The 23,524-nt window shown below is 60.7% G+C and carries 20 protein-coding genes; 14 read left to right on the top strand and 6 right to left on the bottom strand.

Features of this window, described 5'->3' with window-relative positions; genetic code table 11:
• Positions 1 to 259: 259 nt before the first annotated feature.
• The 8 genes from lptF (at position 260) to pdxJ (ending at position 8,671) form a co-directional block, all read left to right on the top strand.
• Complete coding sequence (gene lptF, locus BKX96_RS19610; RefSeq protein ID WP_046818876.1) at positions 260 to 1,378, top strand: LPS export ABC transporter permease LptF; 1,119 nt, start codon at positions 260 to 262, stop codon at positions 1,376 to 1,378.
• Positions 1,371 to 2,432, top strand: coding sequence for an LPS export ABC transporter permease LptG (gene lptG, locus BKX96_RS19615; protein ID WP_046818875.1), 1,062 nt, complete (start codon positions 1,371 to 1,373; stop codon positions 2,430 to 2,432). Before lptF ends, lptG begins: the two co-directional genes overlap by 8 nt.
• Before the next feature lie 170 nt (positions 2,433 to 2,602).
• Positions 2,603 to 4,402: a translation elongation factor 4 gene (gene lepA / locus BKX96_RS19620; RefSeq protein WP_046818874.1), complete on the top strand. Its 1,800-nt coding sequence runs from the start codon at positions 2,603 to 2,605 to the stop codon at positions 4,400 to 4,402.
• Between the two features lie 5 nt (positions 4,403 to 4,407).
• A complete protein-coding gene (gene lepB, locus BKX96_RS19625; RefSeq protein WP_046818873.1) occupies positions 4,408 to 5,262 on the top strand; it encodes a signal peptidase I in 855 nt (284 codons plus the stop codon).
• Positions 5,263 to 5,446: 184 nt separating this feature from the next.
• Positions 5,447 to 6,136 (top strand): ribonuclease III, encoded by a 690-nt coding sequence (gene rnc / locus BKX96_RS19630; RefSeq protein ID WP_008056598.1) that lies wholly within the window; start codon positions 5,447 to 5,449, stop codon positions 6,134 to 6,136.
• Positions 6,129 to 7,031, top strand: coding sequence for a GTPase Era (era, locus tag BKX96_RS19635; protein WP_046818872.1), 903 nt, complete (start codon positions 6,129 to 6,131; stop codon positions 7,029 to 7,031). Before rnc ends, era begins: the two co-directional genes overlap by 8 nt.
• A 160-nt stretch (positions 7,032 to 7,191) precedes the next feature.
• Positions 7,192 to 7,875 carry a DNA repair protein RecO gene (recO, locus tag BKX96_RS19640; protein WP_046818871.1) on the top strand — a complete coding sequence of 228 codons (684 nt, stop codon included), beginning with the start codon at positions 7,192 to 7,194 and terminating at the stop codon, positions 7,873 to 7,875.
• Between the two features lie 49 nt (positions 7,876 to 7,924).
• A complete protein-coding gene (gene pdxJ / locus BKX96_RS19645) occupies positions 7,925 to 8,671 on the top strand; it encodes a pyridoxine 5'-phosphate synthase (RefSeq protein ID WP_046818870.1) in 747 nt (248 codons plus the stop codon).
• A gap of 126 nt (positions 8,672 to 8,797) precedes the next feature.
• On the opposite strand, the gene mltF is transcribed toward pdxJ, so the two are convergent.
• Positions 8,798 to 10,258 carry a membrane-bound lytic murein transglycosylase MltF gene (gene mltF / locus BKX96_RS19650; protein ID WP_046818869.1) on the bottom strand — a complete coding sequence of 487 codons (1,461 nt, stop codon included), beginning with the start codon at positions 10,256 to 10,258 and terminating at the stop codon, positions 8,798 to 8,800.
• A 285-nt stretch (positions 10,259 to 10,543) separates the two neighbouring features.
• On the opposite strand from mltF, the gene purL reads away from it, so the two are divergent.
• Positions 10,544 to 14,440: a phosphoribosylformylglycinamidine synthase gene (gene purL / locus BKX96_RS19655; RefSeq protein ID WP_077185249.1), complete on the top strand. Its 3,897-nt coding sequence runs from the start codon at positions 10,544 to 10,546 to the stop codon at positions 14,438 to 14,440.
• 5 nt (positions 14,441 to 14,445) lie between these two features.
• A complete protein-coding gene (locus tag BKX96_RS19660) occupies positions 14,446 to 14,757 on the top strand; it encodes a YqfO family protein (RefSeq protein ID WP_077185250.1) in 312 nt (103 codons plus the stop codon).
• A gap of 118 nt (positions 14,758 to 14,875) precedes the next feature.
• On the opposite strand, the gene BKX96_RS19665 is transcribed toward BKX96_RS19660, so the two are convergent.
• From BKX96_RS19665 to BKX96_RS19675, 3 genes are all read right to left on the bottom strand, one after another.
• Positions 14,876 to 15,472 (bottom strand): superoxide dismutase, encoded by a 597-nt coding sequence (locus BKX96_RS19665; protein ID WP_008052532.1) that lies wholly within the window; start codon positions 15,470 to 15,472, stop codon positions 14,876 to 14,878.
• Positions 15,473 to 15,647: 175 nt separating this feature from the next.
• A complete protein-coding gene (locus BKX96_RS19670) occupies positions 15,648 to 16,250 on the bottom strand; it encodes a LysE/ArgO family amino acid transporter (protein ID WP_046818866.1) in 603 nt (200 codons plus the stop codon).
• 5 nt (positions 16,251 to 16,255) lie between these two features.
• Positions 16,256 to 16,657 (bottom strand): ACT domain-containing protein, encoded by a 402-nt coding sequence (locus tag BKX96_RS19675; RefSeq protein WP_077185251.1) that lies wholly within the window; start codon positions 16,655 to 16,657, stop codon positions 16,256 to 16,258.
• 95 nt (positions 16,658 to 16,752) lie between these two features.
• Between BKX96_RS19675 and BKX96_RS19680 the strand changes: the two genes are divergently transcribed.
• From BKX96_RS19680 to BKX96_RS19695, 4 genes are all read left to right on the top strand, one after another.
• Positions 16,753 to 17,646, top strand: a complete 894-nt coding sequence (locus tag BKX96_RS19680; protein ID WP_077185252.1) for a LysR family transcriptional regulator ArgP — start codon at positions 16,753 to 16,755, stop codon at positions 17,644 to 17,646.
• A gap of 68 nt (positions 17,647 to 17,714) precedes the next feature.
• Positions 17,715 to 18,707 (top strand): NAD-dependent epimerase/dehydratase family protein, encoded by a 993-nt coding sequence (locus BKX96_RS19685; protein ID WP_046818863.1) that lies wholly within the window; start codon positions 17,715 to 17,717, stop codon positions 18,705 to 18,707.
• Between the two features lie 107 nt (positions 18,708 to 18,814).
• Positions 18,815 to 19,687, top strand: a complete 873-nt coding sequence (locus tag BKX96_RS19690) for a hypothetical protein (RefSeq protein ID WP_046818862.1) — start codon at positions 18,815 to 18,817, stop codon at positions 19,685 to 19,687.
• A gap of 100 nt (positions 19,688 to 19,787) precedes the next feature.
• Positions 19,788 to 20,636 (top strand): cache domain-containing protein, encoded by an 849-nt coding sequence (locus tag BKX96_RS19695; protein ID WP_046818861.1) that lies wholly within the window; start codon positions 19,788 to 19,790, stop codon positions 20,634 to 20,636.
• 96 nt (positions 20,637 to 20,732) lie between these two features.
• Here the strand turns inward: BKX96_RS19695 and BKX96_RS19700 are convergent, their stop codons facing one another.
• Positions 20,733 to 22,250, bottom strand: a complete 1,518-nt coding sequence (locus BKX96_RS19700) for an MDR family MFS transporter (RefSeq protein ID WP_077185253.1) — start codon at positions 22,248 to 22,250, stop codon at positions 20,733 to 20,735.
• 76 nt (positions 22,251 to 22,326) lie between these two features.
• Positions 22,327 to 23,511: a 4-hydroxybenzoate 3-monooxygenase gene (gene pobA / locus BKX96_RS19705; RefSeq protein WP_179092164.1), complete on the bottom strand. Its 1,185-nt coding sequence runs from the start codon at positions 23,509 to 23,511 to the stop codon at positions 22,327 to 22,329.
• Between the last annotated feature and the right edge of the window lie 13 nt (positions 23,512 to 23,524).

Here is a 23,524-nt window from a genome sequence, read left to right on the forward strand (position 1 = left end):
CCTCGGTTGTACGATTGTGGGAGCGAGCCTGCTCGCGAAAAACCTGAGGCCGCCGCGGGGCATCAGACTTCCCGCGTTATCGTTGACGACCATCGCGAGCAGGCTCGCTCCTACAGTCCCCCCAATGCATTGCGCAGTGACAGGCGGACCCAATCACAGGATAATGCGCCATCTTTTTTTTCGGCAGTTCTGCATTGTGGGCTGTCTGATGTGTTTGCTTGTTTGGCCGCCTTAGCCTGACAACCCTGGAGTGTCTGGTTTGATTGTCTTCCGTTATCTATCCCGCGAAGTCCTGTTGACCTTGAGTGCCGTCAGTGCGGTGTTGCTGGTCATCATCATGAGTGGACGCTTCATCAAGTACCTCGCGCAGGCAGCATCGGGTCAACTGGACCCGGGCTCGCTGTTCCTCATCATGGGCTTTCGCCTGCCGGGGTTCCTGCAGCTGATCCTGCCCCTGGGCCTGTTTCTCGGGATCCTGCTGGCCTATGGCCGCCTTTACCTGGAAAGCGAGATGACCGTGCTGTCGGCCACGGGCATGAGCCAGCAACGCCTGTTTCGCATGACCCTGTTCCCGGCGACCCTGGTTGCGCTGATCGTTGCCTGGTTGAGTCTGAGCCTGGCGCCACAGGGCGCCAATCAGTTCCAGTTGCTGCTGAACAAGCAGGATGCCCTGACCGAGTTCGACACCCTTGAGCCTGGCCGTTTCCAGGCCCTGCGCGACGGCACGCGGGTAACCTATACCGAGAAGTTGTCGGACGACCGCATCAATCTGGCCGGGGTCTTCATTTCGCAAAAGAACGTCAGTTCCGACAAGAAGGATCGCGGGATCTCGGTGCTGGTGGCGGAAAAAGGCCGGCAGGAAATCCGCCCTGACGGCAACCGCTACCTGATCCTCGACAATGGCTACCGCTATGACGGTAATCCAGGTCAGGCCGATTACCGGGCAATCAAGTACGACGAATACGGCGTGCTGCTGCCCAAGCCGGACGTGAGCGACGAAGTGACCGACCGGGACGCCATGCCCACGAGCTCCTTGCTGGGCAGCGACGACCTCCGTTCCCGCACCGAGCTGCAATGGCGCCTGTCCCTGCCGTTGCTGGTGTTCATCGTGACCTTGATGGCGGTGCCGCTGTCGCGGGTCAATCCGCGCCAGGGCCGTTTCCTCAAACTGTTGCCGGCAATCCTTCTTTATATGGCCTACCTGACCATCCTGATTGCTGCTCGCGGCGCCCTCGAAAAGGGCAAGATCCCGCCGGCGTTGGGGTTGTGGTGGGTGCACGGGATTTTCCTGGTCATCGGCCTGGGCTTGCTCTACTGGGAGCCCTTGCAGTTGAAGAGGGCGAGTCGCCGCAGTGCGCTGGAGGTGGCCCGTGGTTAAGCTCGACCGCTACATTGGTAGCAGCGTGTTCGTGGCGATCCTGGCGGTACTGGGGATCATTCTCGGCCTGGCCACGTTGTTCGCCTTCATCGACGAAATGGGCGACGCCAGCGATACCTATACCTTGCTCGATGTCCTGAGCTACGTATTGTTGACGGCGCCACGCCGGCTCTACGACATGTTGCCGATGGCAGCCCTGATCGGTTGCCTGATCGGCCTCGGCAGCCTGGCCAGCAACAGCGAGCTGACCATCATGCGTGCGGCTGGCGTGTCCATCGGGCGAATCGTCTGGGCGGTCATGAAGCCGATGCTGGTGCTGATGGTGGTGGGCGTGCTGATCGGCGAATACGTTGCGCCGGCGACCGAAAGTACCGCCCAGGCCAACCGTTCGCTGGCCCAGGGCAGTGGCGACGCGCAAAGCGCCAAGCACGGCCTGTGGCATCGCCAGGGTGACGAATTCATCCACGTCAACTCCGTGCAACCCAATGGCCTGCTGTATGGCGTGACCCGCTATCACTTCGACAAGGAACGCCACATGCTGTCGGCCAGCTTCGCCAAGCGCGCGGAGTTCGACAAGGATCACTGGCAGCTGTCCGATGTCACCACCACGGTTTTTCATGAGAAGAACACCGAAGTGGTGACCGCCCCGGTCGAGCGCTGGGATGTGGCGTTGAGCCCGCAACTGTTGAGTACGGTGGTCATGGCGCCGGAATCGCTATCGATCTCGGGGCTGTGGGGCTACATCCACTATCTGGCGGACCAGGGGCTGAACAATGGCCGTTACTGGCTGGCGTTTTGGGTCAAGGTGTTGCAGCCGCTGGTCACCGCTGCCCTGGTACTGATGGCGATTTCCTTCATCTTTGGTCCGTTGCGCTCAGTGACCCTCGGTCAGCGGGTGTTTACCGGTGTACTGGTGGGTTTCACCTTCCGTATAGCCCAGGATTTGCTGGGTCCTTCGAGCCTGGTCTTCGGTTTCTCGCCACTGTTTGCGGTGCTTGTGCCCGCCAGTATCTGTGCCCTGGCCGGGCTCTGGTTGTTGCGTCGCGCTGGTTGATGGCGGTCTGTACGACGCTTGACTGGTGATAAAAACGCCCCTGTCGCAAGACCGGGGCGTTTTTGTACGGGCCGTCTGGCCTGCAAACGTGACGCTTGCGCCGTGGATCAGGTACAATTCCCGGCTATTTTTCGGCGGGCTATGCCTGCAGCCTTTTTGAGTGTTGATCCGTGAGTGATTTGAGTCATATCCGCAATTTCTCCATCATCGCCCACATTGACCATGGCAAGTCGACGCTGGCCGATCGCTTCATCCAGATGTGCGGCGGCCTGGCCGAGCGTGAAATGGAAGCCCAGGTACTGGATTCCATGGATCTTGAGCGTGAGCGCGGGATCACCATCAAGGCGCACAGCGTCACGCTGTATTACAAGGCTCGCGATGGCGTCACCTACCAACTGAACTTCATCGATACGCCCGGTCACGTGGACTTCACCTATGAGGTGAGCCGTTCGCTGGCAGCCTGTGAAGGCGCGCTGCTGGTGGTCGATGCCGGTCAAGGCGTTGAAGCGCAATCGGTTGCCAACTGCTACACGGCGATCGAGCAGGGCCTGGAAGTGATGCCGGTCCTGAACAAGATCGACCTGCCACAGGCCGATCCGGACCGCGTAAAAGAAGAAATCGAAAAAATCATCGGCATCGATGCCACCGACGCGGTCACTTGCAGTGCCAAGACCGGCCTGGGCGTCGATGAAGTGCTGGAGCGTCTGGTCACCACCATTCCTGCTCCGACCGGCAACATCGAAGATCCGCTGCAGGCGTTGATCATCGACTCCTGGTTCGACAACTATCTGGGCGTCGTGTCCCTGGTGCGCGTGCGCCACGGTCGCGTGAAGAAGGGCGACAAGATCCTGGTCAAGTCCACCGGCAAGATCCACCTGGTGGACAGCGTGGGCGTGTTCAACCCGAAACACACCGCTACCGTCGACCTCAAGGCCGGTGAAGTAGGTTTCATCATCGCCGGTATCAAGGACATTCACGGTGCACCGGTGGGTGACACCCTGACCTTGAGCTCGACGCCGGACGTCGATGTGCTGCCAGGCTTCAAGCGCATTCAGCCGCAGGTCTACGCCGGCCTTTTCCCGGTCAGCTCCGACGACTTCGAAGACTTCCGTGAAGCCCTGCAAAAGCTCACCCTGAACGACTCGTCGCTGCAGTACACGCCGGAAAGCTCCGACGCCCTGGGCTTCGGCTTCCGTTGCGGCTTCCTCGGCATGCTGCACATGGAGATCATCCAGGAGCGCCTGGAGCGCGAGTACGACCTGGACCTGATCACCACGGCGCCTACGGTAATCTTCGAGCTGCTGCTCAAGACCGGTGAGACGATCTACGTCGATAACCCGTCGAAGTTGCCGGATCTGTCGTCGATCGAAGACATGCGCGAGCCGATCGTGCGCGCCAACATCCTTGTGCCGCAAGAGCACCTGGGCAACGTCATTACCCTGTGCATCGAAAAACGCGGTGTGCAGGTCGACATGCTGTTCCTCGGCTCCCAGGTCCAGGTGACCTACGACTTGCCGATGAACGAAGTGGTGCTGGACTTCTTCGATCGCCTGAAGTCCACCAGCCGCGGCTATGCTTCGCTGGATTACCATTTCGATCGTTACCAATCGGCTAGTCTGGTGAAACTGGACGTGCTGATCAACGGCGACAAGGTCGACGCCCTGGCGTTGATCGTGCACCGTGACAATGCGCACTACAAAGGTCGCCAGTTGACCGAGAAGATGAAAGAACTGATTCCGCGGCAGATGTTCGACGTGGCAATCCAGGCCGCCATTGGCGGGCAGATTGTGGCGCGTACAACCGTCAAGGCGCTCAGAAAGAACGTATTGGCCAAATGCTACGGCGGTGACGTCAGCCGTAAGAAAAAGCTGCTGGAAAAGCAAAAGGCCGGTAAAAAACGCATGAAGCAGGTCGGCAACGTGGAAATTCCACAAGAAGCCTTCCTTGCCGTGCTCAGGTTGGATAGTTAGGTCCTATGTCACTAAATTTCCCGCTGTTGCTGGTCATCGCCGTGTTCGTCTGCGGCCTGTTGGCGTTGCTTGATCTGTTGATCCTGGCACCGCGTCGGCGTGCCGCCATCGCTTCTTATCAGGGCAGCGTCAGCCAGCCTGATGGGGTGGTGGTCGAGAAGCTGAGCAAGGAACCGCTGCTGGTCGAATACGGCAAGTCGTTCTTCCCGGTGTTGTTCATCGTGCTGGTACTGCGTTCGTTCCTGGTGGAACCGTTCCAGATCCCGTCCGGCTCGATGAAACCGACCCTGGACGTCGGCGACTTCATTCTGGTGAGCAAGTTTTCCTACGGGATTCGCTTGCCGGTGATCGACAAGAAAATCATCGAAGTCGGTGAGCCACAGCGTGGCGATGTGATGGTATTCCGCTTCCCGAGCGATCCGAACGTCAACTACATCAAGCGTGTAGTCGGGCTGCCGGGCGACACGGTGCGGTATACCGCTGACAAGCGTCTGTTCGTCAACGGCGAGTCGATTGCCGAGAAGCTGATCGGCTCCGAGCCGGGCACGCTGGGCAGCGCCGAGCTCTACAAGGAAAAACTCGGTGCCGCCGAGCACTTGATCCGCAAGGAAATGAGCCGTTATCGCGCAACGCCGGACCGTTCGTGGACCGTGCCAGCCGGGCACTACTTCATGATGGGCGACAACCGCGACAACTCCAACGACAGTCGCTACTGGGATGATCCAGCTATTCCCAAGGATCTGCTGGGCATGGTTCCCGACAAGAATATCGTCGGCAAGGCCTTCGCGGTCTGGATGAGCTGGCCGGAACCCAAACTCAGTCACCTGCCGAATTTCTCGCGGGTTGGCCTGATCCAGTAATCAAACACGGCGCTGTTGAACACAGCGCCGAATGCATTTCTGGAGTCGGCACAATCGGCGAAAGAAGCATGAAAACAACGATATTCAGGACGTTATTTTTGAACACAGCGTTAATTGTCCCAAGCCTGCGCCGACTCACGGCGATGGCGGTGGAATCCAACCACGAACTCAGCGTGGGTAAACCGTGAGCGTCTCCTTAAGCCGTCTCGAGCGTCAGCTCGGCTACACCTTCAAGGATCAGGAACTGATGGTCCTGGCCCTGACTCACCGCAGTTTTGCCGGGCGCAACAACGAGCGCCTGGAATTCCTGGGTGATGCCATCCTCAATTTCGTTGCTGGCGAAGCCTTGTTCGATCGCTTCCCGCTGGCTCGCGAAGGCCAGCTGTCGCGTTTGCGCGCACGCCTGGTCAAAGGTGAAACCCTGGCTGTACTGGCCCGTGGTTTCGATCTGGGCGAATACCTGCGCCTGGGCTCCGGTGAATTGAAAAGCGGCGGTTTCCGTCGCGAGTCAATTCTGGCCGATGCCCTGGAAGCGCTGATTGGTGCGATCTACCTGGACGCGGGCATGGAAGTGGCACGCGAGCGCGTGCTGGCCTGGCTGGCTGGAGAGTTCGAAGGCCTGACGCTGGTCGACACCAACAAAGATCCAAAGACCCGCCTGCAGGAATTCCTGCAGTCCCGTGGTTGCGAGCTGCCGCGTTACGAAGTGGTGGATATCCAGGGTGAGCCGCATTGCCGGACGTTCTTCGTCGAATGTGAAATCACCCTATTGAATGAAAAAAGCCGAGGTCAAGGTGTGAGCCGTCGTATTGCCGAACAGGTAGCGGCCGCCGCAGCACTGATTGCCCTGGGTGTGGAGAATGGCAATGACTGATACAAATGCAACGCGCTGTGGCTATGTTGCCATCGTCGGCCGTCCGAACGTGGGCAAGTCCACGCTGCTGAACCACATCCTCGGCCAGAAGCTGGCGATCACCTCGCGCAAGCCGCAAACCACCCGTCACAACATGCTCGGCATCAAGACCGAGGGTGATGTGCAGGCGATCTACGTCGATACGCCCGGTATGCACAAGGGCGGCGAAAAGGCCCTGAACCGCTACATGAACAAAACCGCTTCGGCGGCGTTGAAAGACGTCGACGTGGTGATCTTCGTGGTTGATCGCACCAAGTGGACCGAAGAAGACCAGATGGTCCTCGAACGCGTCCAGTACGTGACCGGTCCGCTGATCGTGGCCTTGAACAAGACCGATCGCATCGAAGACAAGGCCGAGCTGATGCCGCACCTGAGCTGGTTGCAGGAGCAGCTGCCGAACGCGCAGATCATCCCGATTTCCGCGCAGCACGGGCACAACCTCGACGCACTGGAAAAGGTCATCGCTGACCATCTGCCGGAGAACGATCACTTCTTCCCGGAAGACCAGATCACCGACCGCAGCAGCCGTTTCCTTGCTGCCGAACTGGTACGGGAAAAAATCATGCGCCAGCTGGGCGCCGAGCTGCCGTACCAGATCACCGTCGAAATCGAAGAGTTCAAGCAGCAGGGCAAGACGCTGCACATCCATGCACTGATCCTGGTCGAGCGTGATGGCCAGAAGAAGATCATCATTGGCGACAAGGGCGAGCGCATCAAGCGCATCGGCACCGAGGCGCGCAAGGACATGGAGCTGCTGTTCGACTCCAAGATCATGCTCAACCTGTGGGTCAAGGTGAAGGGCGGCTGGTCCGATGACGAGCGCGCCTTGCGTTCGCTGGGTTACGGCGACCTGTAATACCTGAGCACAGGTGATAAAACTGTGGGAGCGAGCCTGCTCGCGATAGCGGTCTGTCAGTCAACAACTCTGTTGAATGTTAGTCCCCCATCGCGAGCAAGCCCGCTCCCACAGTGGTTTTGGGGTGTCTGAAAAGCAGCAGTCCTTCATTGAGAATTCCATGTCCCAACCCATCCCCCAACCCGCCTACGTCCTCCACTCCCGCGCCTACCGCGAAAGCAGCGCCCTGGTCGACTTCCTGACGCCGCAAGGTCGGCTGCGGGCGGTATTGCGCAGTGCGCGGGGCAAGGCCGGGACGCTGGCGCGGCCGTTCGTGCCGCTGGAGGTCGAGTTTCGCGGGCGTGGCGAACTGAAGAACGTCGGGCGCATGGAGAGTGCCGGCATCGCCACCTGGCTCAACGGCGAGGCGCTGTTCAGCGGGCTGTACCTCAATGAGCTTTTGATTCGCCTGCTGCCCGCCGAAGACCCTTTCCCTTCGGTGTTCGACCACTATGCCGCGACGTTGCTGGCCCTGGCCGAAGGTCGAGCGCTGGAGCCGTTGCTGCGGTCGTTCGAATGGCGCCTGCTGGATGATCTGGGCTACGGCTTTTCACTGACTGCCGATATCCATGACGAAGCCATTGCGCCCGACGGTCTTTACCGTTTGCAGGTCGATGCGGGACTGGAGCGGGTCTATCTGCTGCAACCCGGGTTGTTCAATGGCGCCGAACTGCTGGCCATGGCTGACGCCGACTGGAGCGCACCGGGTGCGTTGTCGGCGGCCAAGCGTTTGATGCGCCAGGCGCTGGCCGTTCACCTGGGTGGTCGGCCCCTGGTCAGTCGCGAGCTGTTTCGCAAGCCGTAGTCTCCCCGTATGCTGTGTACCGAACTTTTTCTGATTCTGGAGCGCTTCCGTGACCACCAGCACCCGCATTCTTCTTGGCGTAAACATCGACCACGTTGCCACCCTGCGTCAGGCCCGGGGCACGCGCTACCCGGACCCGGTCAAGGCGGCACTGGATGCGGAAGAGGCGGGCGCTGACGGCATCACCGTGCACCTGCGCGAAGACCGCCGGCACATCCAGGAGCGCGACGTGCTGCTGCTCAAGGACGTGCTGCAAACCCGCATGAACTTCGAAATGGGCGTCACCGAAGAAATGATGCAGTTCGCCGAGCGCATTCGCCCGGCGCACATCTGCCTGGTGCCGGAGACCCGTCAGGAGCTGACGACCGAAGGCGGACTGGATGTGGCGGGGCAGGAAGCGCGGATCAAGGCTGCCGTAGAGCGCCTGTCGAAGATCGGCTCGGAAGTGTCGCTGTTCATCGATGCCGACGAGCGACAGATCGAAGCGTCGCGTCGCGTCGGTGCGCCAGCCATCGAACTGCACACCGGACGTTATGCCGATGCCGAGACGCCGACCGAAGTGGCTGAGGAACTCAAGCGTGTTGCCGACGGCGTAGCGTTCGGCCTGACTCAAGGCCTGATCGTCAATGCCGGCCACGGCCTGCATTATCACAACGTCGAGGCAGTGGCGGCGATCAAGGGCATCAACGAGCTGAACATCGGCCATGCACTGGTGGCCCATGCGTTGTTCGTTGGTTTCAAGTCGGCTGTTTCGGAGATGAAGGCGCTGATTCTGGCGGCGGCTACCAAGGCTTAAAGGTCAACCCAAAACTACTGTGGGAGCGAGCCTGCTCGCGAATGCGGATTATCATTCAACATCTTTGTTGGCTGAGACACCGCTTTCGCGAGCAAGCCCGCTCCCACATTTGCTTTGCGGTGACTGTTAGAGCGGCGCAGGTTCCTGCGTCGGTTTTGATTTGTCGATCCCCGGCACATGCAGGTTGCCCTCGGCCACCTGGTCGCCTTCAAGCTGCGGCTGCGTGACCCAGGTCAGGATGTCGTAGTAGCGACGGATGTTCGCCACGAAATGCACCGGCTCGCCGCCGCGGGCGTAACCGTAGCGGGTCTTGCTGTACCACTTCTTCTCGGACAGGCGCGGCAGGATTTTTTTCACATCCAGCCATTTGTCCGGATTCAACCCTTCCTTGGCCGCCAGCTTGCGGGCGTCGTCGAGGTGCCCGCTGCCAACGTTGTAGGCGGCCAGGGCAAACCAGGTGCGGTCCGGTTCCTGGATCGAGTCATCCAGTTGGTCCTTCATGTAGGCCAGGTACTTGGCGCCACCCATGATGCTCTGCTTCGGATCGAGGCGGTTGGACACGCCCATGGCTTGCGCGGTGTTCTGGGTCAGCATCATCAGGCCACGCACGCCAGTCTTGGAGGTCACGGCTGGTTGCCACAACGACTCCTGATAACCGACGGCCGCCAGCAGGCGCCAGTCGACTTTCTCTTTCTTGGCGTACGCCTTGAAGTGCTGTTCGTACTTGGGCAGGCGTTGCTGCAAGTGCTGGGCAAAGGTGGTGGCGCCCATGTAGCCGAGTACATCGACATGCCCGTAGTAACGGTCCTTGAGACGTTGCAGGGTGCCGTTCTTCTTGACCTTGTCGAGGTACTCGTTGATCTCGTTGAGCAGGCTGTTGTCGTCGCCCGGCGCCACGGCCCAGCTCTGGTTGCTGGCATCCCCCAGGTCGAAGGCGACCCGGATGTTGGTGAAGTACACCTGGTTCATCGCGACTTCATTGGAGTCGACCAGTGTCAGATCGATCTGACCTTCGTCGACCATGCGCAGGAGATCCACGACCTCGACCGCGTCGGATTCTTCGTATTCGATGCCAGGAAACTTCTGTTTCAGTTGTGCGAGTTGCTCGGCGTGGGTGCTGCCCTTGAGCACCATGATCTTCTTGCCGACCAGATCCTTGGCGTCGGTGGGGCGCGACTGGCCGTTGCGATAGATGACCTGCGGCGTGACTTCCAGGTAGGAATGGGAAAACCGCACCTGCTTCTTGCGCGCTTCGCTGCTGACCAGGCCGGCGGCCGCCAGTACCGGGCCATTGGGCTTGCCCACCTGGTCGAACAGGTCGTCGAGGTTGTCGGCCGTCTCGATCTTGAGCTCGACCCCCAGATCGTCGGCGAAGCGCTTCACCAGCTCGTATTCGAAGCCGGTTTCACCGTTGCGATCCTGAAAGTAGGTGGCGGGGCTGTTTCGGGTAACCACCCGCAGCACACCATCCTCCTTTACGCGCTCCAGTGTGTTGGGTTTATCAACACAGCCACTGAGCATCAGGAAGAGTCCGGTTGCGATCAGCCATTTGGCGTACCGCGGACGCAAAGCCATTGGGGAAAACATCTGCGCAGTATACGCAAAGGACCACGGGCGCCATATCTCGACAGCGAAGGGCCTATCTGCTAGCGATGGGAAAAACGGGCGAAACCCCGCAGGAATGGGCCTTTTGTGCATTTTGATACAGTAAAAATAAGCTGTGGCTACACGCCCGATTAACCTGACTTTCGGGGCAGAAACACAGATCGACACTCGGGTGCAACCGTGCGTAGCGTTTCGGGTGCTGTCGCGGGCTGTTTAGGCTAGAATGCACGGCCTCAAAGCACACCCCTTCCCGAGGCTGTCCCGAAGATGTTGATCCTGCGCGGCGCTCCTGCCCTTTCTGCCTTTCGCCACAGCAAGCTCCTTGAGCAACTGAGCCAGAAGGTTCCGGCTGTCAGCGGCCTGTATGCTGAATTCGCTCACTTCGCCGAAGTTACCGGCGTCCTGACCGGCGACGAACAGCAGGTGCTGGCGCGCCTTCTGAAGTACGGTCCAAGCGTTCCCGTCCAGGAACCGACCGGTCGTCTGTTCCTGGTGTTGCCGCGTTTCGGCACCATCTCGCCCTGGTCGAGCAAGGCCAGCGACATCGCTCGCAACTGCGGCCTGACCAAGATCCAGCGCCTGGAGCGCGGCATTGCCTTCTACGTCGCCGGCCAGTTCAGCGATGCTGACGCCCAGCTGATTGCCGATGCACTGCACGACCGCATGACCCAGATCGTCCTGGGCAACCTGGAGCAGGCCGCCGGCCTGTTCAGCCACGCCGAACCCAAGCCCCTGACCGCGATCGACGTGCTGGGTGGCGGCCGCGCTGCGCTGGAAAAAGCCAACACCGAGCTGGGCCTGGCCCTGGCCGAAGACGAGATCGACTACCTGGTCAACGCCTTCGTCGGCTTGAAGCGCAACCCGCACGACATCGAACTGATGATGTTCGCCCAGGCGAATTCCGAGCACTGCCGTCACAAGATCTTCAACGCCAGTTGGGACATCGACGGCGAGAGCCAGGAAAAAAGCCTGTTCGGCATGATCAAGAACACCTACGTGATGCACAGCGAAGGTGTCCTGTCGGCTTACAAGGACAACGCTTCGGTAATCGTCGGCTCCGTGGCCGGGCGGTTCTTCCCGGACCCTGAAACCCGCCAGTACGGCGCGGTGCAGGAGCCGGTGCACATCCTGATGAAAGTCGAGACCCACAACCACCCGACCGCGATTGCCCCGTTCCCGGGCGCCTCCACCGGTTCCGGTGGCGAGATCCGCGACGAAGGCGCGACCGGTCGCGGCGCCAAGCCGAAGGCTGGCTTGACCGGCTTCACCGTGTCCAACCTGCAGATCCCGGGTTTCGAACAGCCGTGGGAAGTGCCGTACGGCAAGCCCGAGCGAATCGTGACCGCACTGGACATCATGATCGAGGGCCCGCTGGGCGGCGCTGCGTTCAACAACGAATTCGGTCGTCCGGCGCTGACCGGCTACTTCCGTACCTTCGAACAGTCGATCAGCACCCCGCACGGCGACGAAGTGCGTGGTTACCACAAGCCGATCATGCTGGCCGGCGGCATGGGCAACATCCGTGAAGAACACGTCAAGAAAGGCGAGATCGTCGTTGGCTCCAAGCTGATCGTGCTCGGCGGCCCGGCAATGCTGATCGGCCTGGGCGGCGGCGCGGCTTCCTCCATGGCCACCGGCACCAGCTCGGCCGACCTGGACTTCGCTTCCGTACAGCGTGAAAACCCTGAGATGGAGCGTCGTTGCCAGGAAGTGATCGACCGTTGCTGGCAGCTGGGCGACAAGAACCCGATCAGCTTCATCCACGACGTGGGTGCGGGCGGCCTGTCCAACGCCTTCCCGGAACTGGTCAACGACGGCGACCGCGGTGGCCGTTTCGAACTGCGCAACATTCCAAACGACGAGCCGGGCATGGCCCCGCACGAAATCTGGTCCAACGAATCCCAGGAACGTTACGTGCTGGCAGTCGGCCCGGCCGACTTCGAGCGCTTCAAGGCGATCTGCGAACGCGAGCGTTGCCCGTTTGCCGTCGTCGGCGAAGCCACTGCCGAACCGCAGCTGACTGTCACCGACAGCCATTTCGGCAACAGCCCGGTGGACATGCCACTCGAAGTGCTGCTGGGCAAAGCCCCGCGCATGCACCGTTCGGTGGTGCGTGAAAACGAGCTGGGCGACGATTTCGATCCGTCGACCCTGGACATCGGCGAATGCGTCGAGCGCGTCCTGCATCACCCGGCCGTGGCGAGCAAGAGCTTCCTGATCACTATCGGCGACCGCACCATCACCGGCCTCGTGGCCCGTGACCAGATGGTCGGCCCGTGGCAGGTTCCGGTGGCTGACGTTGCCGTCACCGCCACCAGCTTCGACGTCTACACCGGTGAAGCCATGGCCATGGGCGAGCGTACGCCGCTGGCACTGCTGGACGCTCCGGCGTCGGGCCGCATGGCCATCGGCGAAACCCTGACCAACATCGCCGCTTCGCGCATCGGCAAGATCTCCGACATCAAGTTGTCGGCGAACTGGATGTCCGCCGCTGGTCACCCGGGTGAAGACGCGCGTCTGTACGACACCGTGAAGGCAGTCGGCATGGAACTGTGCCCTGAGCTGGGCATCACCATTCCGGTGGGCAAGGACTCGATGTCCATGGCCACGCGCTGGAACGATGAAGGCGTCGACAAATCCGTCACTTCGCCGATGTCCCTGATCGTGACCGGTTTCGCGCCAGTGACTGACATCCGTCAGACCCTGACCCCGCAACTGCGCATGGACAAGGGCACCACCGACCTGATCCTGATCGACCTGGGCCGTGGCCAGAACCGCATGGGCGCCTCGATCCTGGCCCAGGTTCACGGCAAGCTCGGCAAGCAGGCGCCGGACGTTGACGATGCTGAAGACCTGAAGGCATTCTTCGCGGTGATCCAGGGCCTCAACGCCGACGGTCACCTGCTGGCCTACCACGACCGTTCCGACGGTGGTCTGCTGACCAGCGTGGTCGAGATGGCGTTTGCCGGTCATTGCGGCCTGAGCCTGAATCTCGACGGCCTGGCGGAAACTTCCGCTGACATCGCCGCGATCCTGTTCAACGAAGAACTGGGCGCCGTGATCCAGGTTCGCCAGGACGCTACCGCAGACATCCTCGCGCAGTTCAGCGCTGCCGGTCTAGGCGAATGCGTGTCGGTGATCGGTCAGCCAATCAACAATGGCCAGATCAACATCACCTTCAACGGTGACACCGTGTTCGAAGGCCAGCGTCGTCTGCTGCAACGCCAGTGGGCCGAGACCAGCTACCAGATCCAGCGTCTGCGTGATAACGCCGATTGCGCCGATCAAGAGTTCGACGTGCTGCTGGAAGAAGACAACCCGGGCCTGAGCGTCAAGCTGAGCTACGACGTCAACCAGGACATCGCCGCGCCTTACATCAAGAAAGGCATCCGCCCACAGGTTGCCGTGCTGCGTGAGCAGGGCGTCAACGGTCAGGTGGAAATGGCGGCTGCCTTCGACCGCGCCGGTTTCAATGCGATCGACGTGCACATGAGCGACATTCTGGCCGGTCGTGTCGACCTGAACGAGTTCAAGGGCCTGGTGGCTTGTGGCGGTTTCTCCTACGGCGACGTACTGGGTGCCGGTGAGGGCTGGGCCAAGTCGGCACTGTTCAACAGCCGTGCCCGCGATGCGTTCCAGGGCTTCTTCGAGCGTAACGACAGCTTCACCCTAGGCGTGTGCAACGGTTGCCAGATGATGTCCAACCTGCACGAGCTGATCCCGGGCAGCGAGTTCTGGCCGCACTTCGTGCGTAACCGTTCCGAGCAGTTCGAAGCCCGTGTGGCCATGGTGCAAATCCAGGAATCTAACTCGATCTTCCTGCAGGGCATGGCCGGTTCGCGCATGCCGATCGCCATCGCCCACGGTGAAGGCCATGCCGAGTTCGCCAGTGAAGAAGCGTTGCTGGAAGCCGATCTGTCCGGTTGCGTGGCGATGCGTTTTGTCGATAACCACGGCAAGGTCACCGAAAGCTACCCGGCCAACCCGAATGGCTCGCCGCGCGGGATCACCGGTTTGACCAGCCGCGACGGTCGCGTGACCATCATGATGCCGCACCCGGAGCGTGTGTTCCGTGCCGTGCAGAACTCGTGGCGTTCGGAAGACTGGAATGAAGACGCACCTTGGATGCGTATGTTCCGTAATGCGCGTGTGTGGGTGAACTGATAGCCGTGTACAAGCTTGCGTTCTTCGTTCCCGACAGTCATGTCGAATCGGTCAAGAGCGCCGTTTTCGCTGCCGGTGGCGGGCGGATCGGCGCTTACGATCACTGCGCCTGGCAGGTATTGGGCCAGGGCCAGTTTCGCCCACTGGACGGCAGCCAGCCGTTCATTGGCGAGGCAGGGCAGGTCGAACAGGTCGAGGAATGGAAGGTCGAGCTTGTGGTGGCCGATGAGTTGATTCGCCCGGTAGTGGAGGCTCTGAAGCAGAGCCATCCCTATGAGACACCGGCTTATGAAGTGTGGCGGTTGGAGGATTTCTGATCCTTGGATCGTCGCAATAAAAAACCCGCTGACGAATCAGCGGGTTTTTTATTGCCTGCGGTTTCTTCGGGCATAAAAAAACCCGGCAAGAAAGCCGGGTTTTTCAGGAGCGTCGAGCTTAAGCGGTGAAGGTCTTGCCTTCGAACTGCTCAGCCACGAATTTCCAGTTGACCAGGTTCCAGAACGCTTCAACGTACTTCGGACGCAGGTTGCGGTAGTCGATGTAGTAAGCGTGTTCCCAGACGTCGCAGGTCAGCAGCGGGGTGTCGCCGTTGGTCAGCGGGTTACCGGCGCCGATGGTGCTGGCCAGGCCCAGGGAGCCGTCAGCTTTCTTCACCAGCCAGCCCCAACCGGAACCGAAGGTGCCGATGGAAGTCTTGCTGAACTCTTCCTTGAACTTGTCGAACGAACCGAAGGCTGCGTTGATGGCTTCCGCCAGCGCGCCGGTTGGTTGACCGCCAGCGTTTGGAGCCAGGCAGTTCCAGTAGAAAGTGTGGTTCCACACTTGAGCGGCGTTGTTGAAGATGCCGCCCGAGGAAGTCTTGACGATCTCTTCCAGGGTCTTGCCTTCGAACTCGGTGCCTGGCACCAGGTTGTTCAGGTTCACGACATAGGTGTTGTGGTGCTTGTCGTGGTGAAACTCCAGGGTTTCCTTGGAGATGTGCGGCTGCAGGGCATCGTGTGCGTACGGCAGTGGCGGCAATTCGAAAGCCATGATGATTCTCCTAATCAGGTCTGTTGCGGTGAGCGCAAGGCCGATCACGGGCGGCCAAACAAGCGCCGGGAGTTTGTACTCTTTGCGGCGCAGGGATCGGATCATAGCACCGGGGGTGCGGCATAACCACGCAACAACTGTGTGGAATAGAGGTTCCAGAGCCTTTTGGAATAAATCAGCCAGCACTGATCAGTTGCAATGCTACGGCGAACATCATCACGGCCACCAGCAGGTCAAGAATACGCCAGGTGCTTGGCCGTGCCAGCCACGGCGCCAGCCATGCCGCGCCGAGCGCCAGGGTGAAAAACCACAACAACGAAGCACTCGCCGCCCCCACCACATAAGCGCCGGGTTCTGTTTGCTGTGCGCCGAGGGAGCCGATCAGCAATACGGTGTCCAGATAGACATGCGGATTGAGCAGCGTTACCGCCAAGGCGCTGAGCATTACCGCGCGCAGCGAGCGCACAGTCTGGTTTTCACCCTGTTGCAGGCTCTGTTTCGAGCAGGCACGGCGCAGCGCCTGACTGCCGTACCACAACAGAAACGCAGCGCCGCCCCAACGGGCGATGGCCAGCAGTGTCGGGTTCTGTGCCAGCACCGTCGCCAGGCCAAATACACCGGCAGCCACCAGCAAGGCATCACAGGCAACGCAGAGTGCCGCCACCGGCAGGTGATGTTCGCGGCGCAGGCTTTGCGCCAGCACAAACGCATTCTGCGTGCCGATCGCCATGATCAGTCCGAAGGCCACCAACAGGCCGTTCACATAGCTTTGCCACATGGTAGTTACTCCGCGTTCGTCGCCAGGTCGCGCAACACTTGCAGGGCGCGTTCGGCGTCGGCCTGACCGACAAACAAATGGTCGTGGTAATAACCGGCGATCACATTGCAGCTGATCCGGGCCTGGCCCAGCGCCGTGGCGAATGCAGCGGTGAGGCCGACGGCTTCAAGGGCCGAATGCACGTTCAGGGTGATCCACGCGGCGACATAGTCGAAGCTCAAGCCCGCCTGCTCGGCGCGGGAACGTTCGACAATCACGGTCAGGCCTTCCTGCTCGCGAAAGCTGCCGACGATTTCCAGGCCCGCAGGCAACTGGCCGTCGCCCAGGGTGCAGAACACGTACTCGCCGGCGTTGAGTTGCGGGCTCATGCTGCTTAGCAGCGTTGCCAATGAAGTTTCGCCAGCCATATCAGTGGTCCTTTTGAAGAGTTCTTGCTGGCCATTGTCGGGTACGAGCCTGTATAAGAAAAACCAATATTGCTGATCGCTCATTAGGAAAACTGATGTTCGACTATAAATTGCTTTCTGCCTTGGCTGCGGTGGTTGAGCAGGCCGGTTTCGAACGGGCCGCCCAAGTGTTGGGTTTGTCGCAATCGGCGATCTCCCAGCGCATCAAATTGCTCGAGGCACGGGTCGGCCAACCAGTATTGGTGCGGGGTACGCCGCCGTCACCCACCGAGATCGGCCGGCGCCTGCTCAACCACGTGCAACAGGTGCGGCTGCTTGAGCGGGATTTGCAGACGCTGGTGCCGGCGCTGGACGAAGAGGGCCTGCCGGAGCGCCTGCGGATCGCCCTGAATGCCGACAGCCTGGCGACTTGGTGGGCCCAGGCAGTGGGGGATTTTTGCGCAGAGCAACAGCTGTTGATGGATCTGGTGGTAGAGGATCAAACCGTTGGCCTCAAACGCATGCGCGCCGGCGAAGTCGCCGCGTGCCTCTGTGCCAGCGAGCGCCCGGTAGCCGGTGCGCGCAGCGTGTTGCTCGGCGCCATGCGTTACCGGGCCTTGGCCAGTCCGGCGTTCATTGCACGGCACTTTCCTCAAGGCGTACGTGCCGACCAGTTGGCCCGAACCCCGGCGCTGGTGTTCGGCCCGGACGACTTCCTGCAGCATCGCTACCTGGCGTCCCTGGGCGTTGATGGCGGTTTCGAACACCATCTGTGCCCATCGTCTGAAGGCTTTATCCGCCTCACCGAAGCCGGACTGGGTTGGGGCCTGGTGCCGGAATTGCAGGTGCGCGAGCAACTGGAGCGCGGCATTTTGCTGGAGCTTCTGCCAGATAAACCGATCGACGTGCCGCTGTACTGGCATCATTGGCGCAATGGCGGGCAGTTGCTGGGGTTGCTGACCGAGCAATTGGTGCAGGCGTCGAAGCAATGGTTGGTGCCGTTGGACTGACGGGCAGCGTCAAGTCCTCACGCCCTACGCAATATGCAAAACGCAAAACGAAATATTCGGAGCAATACATGAAGATTCTGGTCACCGGCGCAAGCGGCTTCATTGGCGGGCGCTTTGCGCGTTTCGCCCTGGAGCAGGGCCTGGACGTGCGGGTCACCGGTCGCCGGGCCGAAAGTGTCGAGCATCTGGTGCGCCGCGGCGCCGAATTTATCCAGGGGGACTTGAGCGACCCGCTCCTGGCACGCGACTTGTGTTCAGAGGTTGAGGCCGTGGTGCATTGCGCCGGTGCCGTTGGCCTGTGGGGGCGTTATCAGGACTTTCATCTGGGCAACGTCCAGGTCACCGAAAACGTGGTCGAAGCCTGCCTGAAACAGCGGGTGCGGCGCCTGGTGCATCTGTCGTCGCCGTCGATCTATTTCGATGGCCGCGATCACCTGGGGCTGACCGAAGAGCAAGTGCCCAAACGCTTCAAGCACCCCTATGCCGCGACCAAGTACCTGGCGGAGCAAAAAGTCTTCGGTGCCCAGGAGTTTGGCCTTGAAACCGTAGCGCTTCGCCCGCGTTTCGTCACCGGCGCGGGGGACATGAGCATCTTCCCGCGGTTGCTCAACATGCAGCGCAAGGGACGTCTGGCGATCATTGGCAACGGTTTGAACAAGGTCGATTTCACCAGTGTGCAAAACCTCAATGAAGCCTTGCTCAGCAGCTTGCTGGCCAGCGGTTCAGCCTTGGGCAAGGTGTACAACATCAGTAACGGAGCGCCGATCCCGTTGTGGGACGTAGTCAATTACGTCATGCGCAGGATGGAAGTCCCACAAGTGACGCGCTACCGTTCCTACGGCCTGGGTTACAGCGTCGCGGCGCTCAACGAGGGGTTCTGCAAGCTGTGGCCGGGACGACCGGAGCCGACCCTGTCGCGCCTGGGCATGCAGGTCATGAACAAGAATTTCACCCTGGATATCAGCCGCGCCCGGCATTATCTGGACTACGACCCCAAGGTCAGTCTCTGGACCGCGCTCGATGAATTCTGCGCGTGGTGGAAGGCTCAGGACATCCGCTGATACCCGCTGCACTGAACAAGGGCTCGGGTTCAGGGTCAATCGATGCGGCCATGAAGGTTATACTGCGCCGCATCAAGCCATCACCGCGTTTCACAAAGGTTGACTCAATGTCCATGCGTAACGATGCCAACGATGACTTCGACGATGTACCGAGCCTGCGTGCAGACATCCTCGATGACGATGATTTCCCCAAGAACACCCGCACCACCATGCATTCGCGCACGCCGCCCGTGGTCAAGGTCAAGGCGGCGAGCACCGGGCCATTGTGGGCCCTGGTCGGCGCCTTGTTCTTTGCCTTCGCGGGCCTGGCCTGGTGGAGCTTCCAGCAGATTTCGCTGATGGAGCAGCAGTTGGTGGCGACCCAGGAAAGCTTTGCGCGAATCAGTGAAGAAGCGGCGGGGCGCCTGCAGGACATTTCCGGCAAGGTGGTCGCCAGCCAGACTAACGTCACCACCGACAGCGAAGCGCTGAAGCTGCAAATCAAACAGCTGGAAAACCAGTTGCAGGATCAGGGCAAGCAACAACAGGGCGTCGCCGGCCAAGCGTCGGACCTGGACAAGCGCCTGGCGCAGATGACCGCGCAAACCAGCGATCTGGACAAGCGCCTGGCCCAAATGGCGGCCCAGTACACCGAACAACAGAATGCCGATACGCAACTGCAGGCGCAGGTCAAAGCCTTGAGCGCTGAACTGACAACCCTGAAAAACACCCCGGCGGACACCGAAAAATTCGATGCGCAGCTTAAAAGCCTGGGAGCTGACATCACGGCGCTGAAGAAACAGGGGAATCCGAGCGCCGCCATCGACCGTCTGGAGCAGGACATCGTTGTCCTCAAAAGCCAGCAGGACAACCGTCCGGGCGCTTCTCAAAGCGCCAACCTGGCGGAGTTCGATGCGTTCCGCAGCCAGGTCACCCGGACCATCAACTCCCTGCAAGCGCAGATCCAGCACCTGCAACAGCAGTTGCGCACTCGCCAGTAAGCCCTGCTTCATTCCCGGTTCGCCGGGAATGAATCCCTCCCGCACCCACGCCATTGCCGTCTACGCTCTTGAAACATCAAAAAAGAACGAGGGACACGCCATGGGAGTTGTGCACAAGTTGGCCTGGTTATGCGGCATGCTGCTGATGTGCCTGGGCCAGGTTCAAGCGGCCCAAACGCAAAAGGCTGACAGCCAGGCCGCCATCGCCTTGCTGGAAAAGGCCTTGGCCTACTACCACGACAATGGCGACAAGGCCTTTGCCGCGTTCAGCCGCCAGGGCGAGTTCGTCGATCAGGACCGGTATGTCTTCGTTGTCGATACCAAGGGTGTGATGCTCGCCAGCGGCGGGCCTTCGGCGGCGCTGATTGGCCGGGATGTGTCGGATGTGCTGGGGCCGGATCTGCAGAAGGCCTTCAAGGATGCGCTGAAAACGCCCGAGGGCAATGGCATCCAGCAAGCGGAGTACCGGTGGCAGAACTGGTCCGACGGCAAGGTCGAGCGCAAGCATGTCTACTATCAGCGCGTCGGCCAGCGCATTCTCGCGGTCGGCTACTACCTGCCCCGGGCCTCGGCGGAACAGGCCATGGCCTTGCTGAACAAGGCGGCAACCGACCTGGCCAAGGACGAGAAGGGCACCCTGGCAGCGATCAACTCCCTCAAGGGCGGCTATCTGCAGGATGACCTGTATGTCTTTGTCGTCGACCTCGATACCGGGCGCTACGTGGCCCATGGCACCAACCTGCGATTGATCAACACTGATTTCAGCCTGATCAAGGATCCGGATGGCAAACCGGTGGGTGAGCCGATGCTGGCGCTCATCGCGAAACAGGATTACGGCGAGTATGAGTACCGCTGGAAAAACCCGGTGACCGGGAAGGTCGAGAACAAGCATGCCTACCTGAAGAAGGTCGGGCATTTCCTGGTGGCGGTGGGTTACTACAGCCCTTGAGATCGCAGACCTGCAGGAACCCGGCTTGCCGGCGAAAAACGATAACGCGGTATTGAAGACACACCGCAGCGTCTGGTTCGCCGGCAAGCCGGGCTCCTACAGGACTTTATCTTCGCGCCCGCGCAACAACATGTTCGGCATGGCAATCGCCGCCGCCAAACCCAGAAGCGATACAGCCGCGCTCATCATCAGCAAATGCCGGAAAGTCAGCAGCAATTCAGCGCGCAAGGCGTTTTGAGCATCTCCCGGCGCGGCATTCAGGCCGTCCAGCAAGACATTGCCCGAGTGACCCTCGCCCAGCAGTGAAGCGCCGGCCAAGTGGGTGAAGCTCGAATCCTGCAACAACGCCAGCAACAGCGCCGACATCAATGCAACGCCCACCGCACCACCCAATGAGCGGAACAGGTTGGTGGTGCTGGTGGCCACGCCGATGTCGCGCTGTTGCACCGAGTTCTGCGTGCCGACCAGAGAGGTTGGAAACTGCATCCCCGAGGCGATCCCACAGAGCAGCATGAACAGGCTGCTGAGCAAAAAGGCTTGGGGCGGGCTGAACGCCATGCCGAGAATCGCCAGTGGCATCAGCAGAGCGCCGCCCAGGATCATCGGCTTATAGCGCCCGGTGATGGAGGTACGGCGGCCGGCAAAATACGCACCGATCGGCAAGCCAATGGCCAGCGGCAACAGGTGCAGGGCGGCGGCGTCTGCGCCGGCACCGGTGACACTCTGGAAACGCAGCGGCATCAGCACGATCAACGAGATGGCCTGGAAGCTGGTGAAGAAGATCGTGCACCAGCACAGGATCGCATTACGGTTGGCAAACAGGTGCATCGGCAGCAAGGGCTCCGCCGCTCGTCGTTCATGCAGCACGAACAGGCCCAGCACAGCTGCCGCACACGCCAGCAAACCCAGGACTTCGGCACTGCGCCAGGAATGGCCCTGGCCGAACTGGGTGATGCCCAGCAGCAAGGCCGTCAGCCCGATGATCATCAACAGCGTGCCGAGGTAATCGATCACCGGCTTGCGTTGTGGAATCGGCAAGCCCACCAGGGTGCGATTGGCCACCAGCCACGCCCCCAGGCCCAGCGGCAGATTGATCAGGAAGACCCAGTGCCAGGACAGATATTCGGTCATGTACCCGCCCAGCACCGGACCGGCCACGCTGGCGACCGCATACATGCTGCTGAAGTAGCCCTGATAGCGGCCGCGCTCGCGGGGCGGCACGATGTCGCCGATGATCGCCTGGCTGACCGAGATCATGCCACCGGCACCGATCCCCTGGAGAATGCGCGCCAGCACCAGCTGTTCCATGCTCTGGGCCATGCCGCAGAACAACGACGCGAGGGTGAACAGGCCCATGCCGAACAGCATCAGTTTGCGCCGGCCGTACAGGTCACCCAGTTTGCCGTAGATCGGCACCGCCACCGTCATTGCCACCATGTAGCCGGAAATCACCCAGGCCAGCAGGCTGACGTCCTTGAACTGCGCGGAAATGGCCGGCATCGACACGGCAACGATGGTCTGGTCCAGTGCGCCGAGAAAAATGGCCAGCATCAGCGCGATCAGCACGCTGCGGATGGCCGGTTTGGGCAATTCAGGCTGGTGGAGAGTGGTCACGGGGAAACCTGCGGCAGTGATAGACCCGCCAGAGGCAAGGCGAGCGGGATGCTCGCCAGTTTAAGTCGGTAGCAAGCTATTCGATAGCCTCATAGGGAAGACCGACGTAATTTTCCGCAATGGTCTTGCGGCCCGCTTCGGAGTCGACGAAGTAATCCAGCTCCGATTGGGCAATGCGCTGGCTGAAGGCGTCGTGATCATCGAAACGGTGCAGCATCGAGGTCATCCACCAGGAAAACCGCTCGGCTTTCCACACCCGACGCAGACAGACCTCGGAGTACTTCTCGAGCAGATCGAGACGGCCTTCGCGGTAAACCTTGAGCAGGATATTGAACAGAGTGCTGACATCGCTGGCCGCCAGGTTCAGGCCCTTGGCGCCGGTGGGCGGGACAATGTGCGCCGCGTCGCCGACCAGGAACATGCGCCCATACTGCATCGGTTCGACCACGAAACTGCGCAATGGCGCGATGCTCTTTTCGATGGATGGACCGGTCACCAGATTGTCCGCCAAGGCTGAGGGCAGGCGGCTCTTGAGTTCATCCCAGAAGCGTTGGTCGGACCAGGCCTCGACCTTTTCGTCCGCTGGCACCTGCAGGTAATAGCGGGTGCGCGTGGCCGAACGCATGCTGCACAAGGCAAAGCCCCGCGCATGGCGGGCGTACACCAATTCTTCGTGCACCGGCGGAGTATCGGCGAGAATCCCCAGCCAGCCGAACGGGTAGACCCGTTCGAAGACCTTCAGGCATTCGGCGGGAATCGACTGCCGCGCTACGCCATGGAACCCGTCGCAACCGGCAATATAGTCACAATCGAGTCGCCAGCTTTCGCCGTCCTTGTCGAACGTCACGAACGCTTCATCGGTTTTCATGCCGTGGGGAACGACATTGGCTGCCTGGTAAATCGTCTGCGCGCCGGCGACCTGACGAGCGGCCATCAGGTCACGGGTGACTTCGGTCTGACCGTAGATCATCACCGTTTTGCCACCGGTCAGCGCCTGCAGATCGATATGCACCTGGCGGCCGTCCAGCGCCAGTTCGAAGCCACCGTGGACCAGCCCTTCGGCGTCCATGCGCTGACTCACACCGGCCTGGCGCAACAGCTCTACCATGCCTTGTTCAAGTACGCCGGCACGGATTCGCCCGAGCACGTAATCCGGGGCCTGTCGTTCGACAATGACCGTGTCGATGCCGGCGTTGTGCAGCAACTGGCCGAGCAGCAAACCGGACGGACCGGCACCGATAATGGCAACTTGGGTTTTCAGTGTTTTCATTGTT

Source organism: Pseudomonas putida, from assembly GCF_001976065.1.
Lineage (GTDB): Bacteria > Pseudomonadota > Gammaproteobacteria > Pseudomonadales > Pseudomonadaceae > Aquipseudomonas > Aquipseudomonas serbica.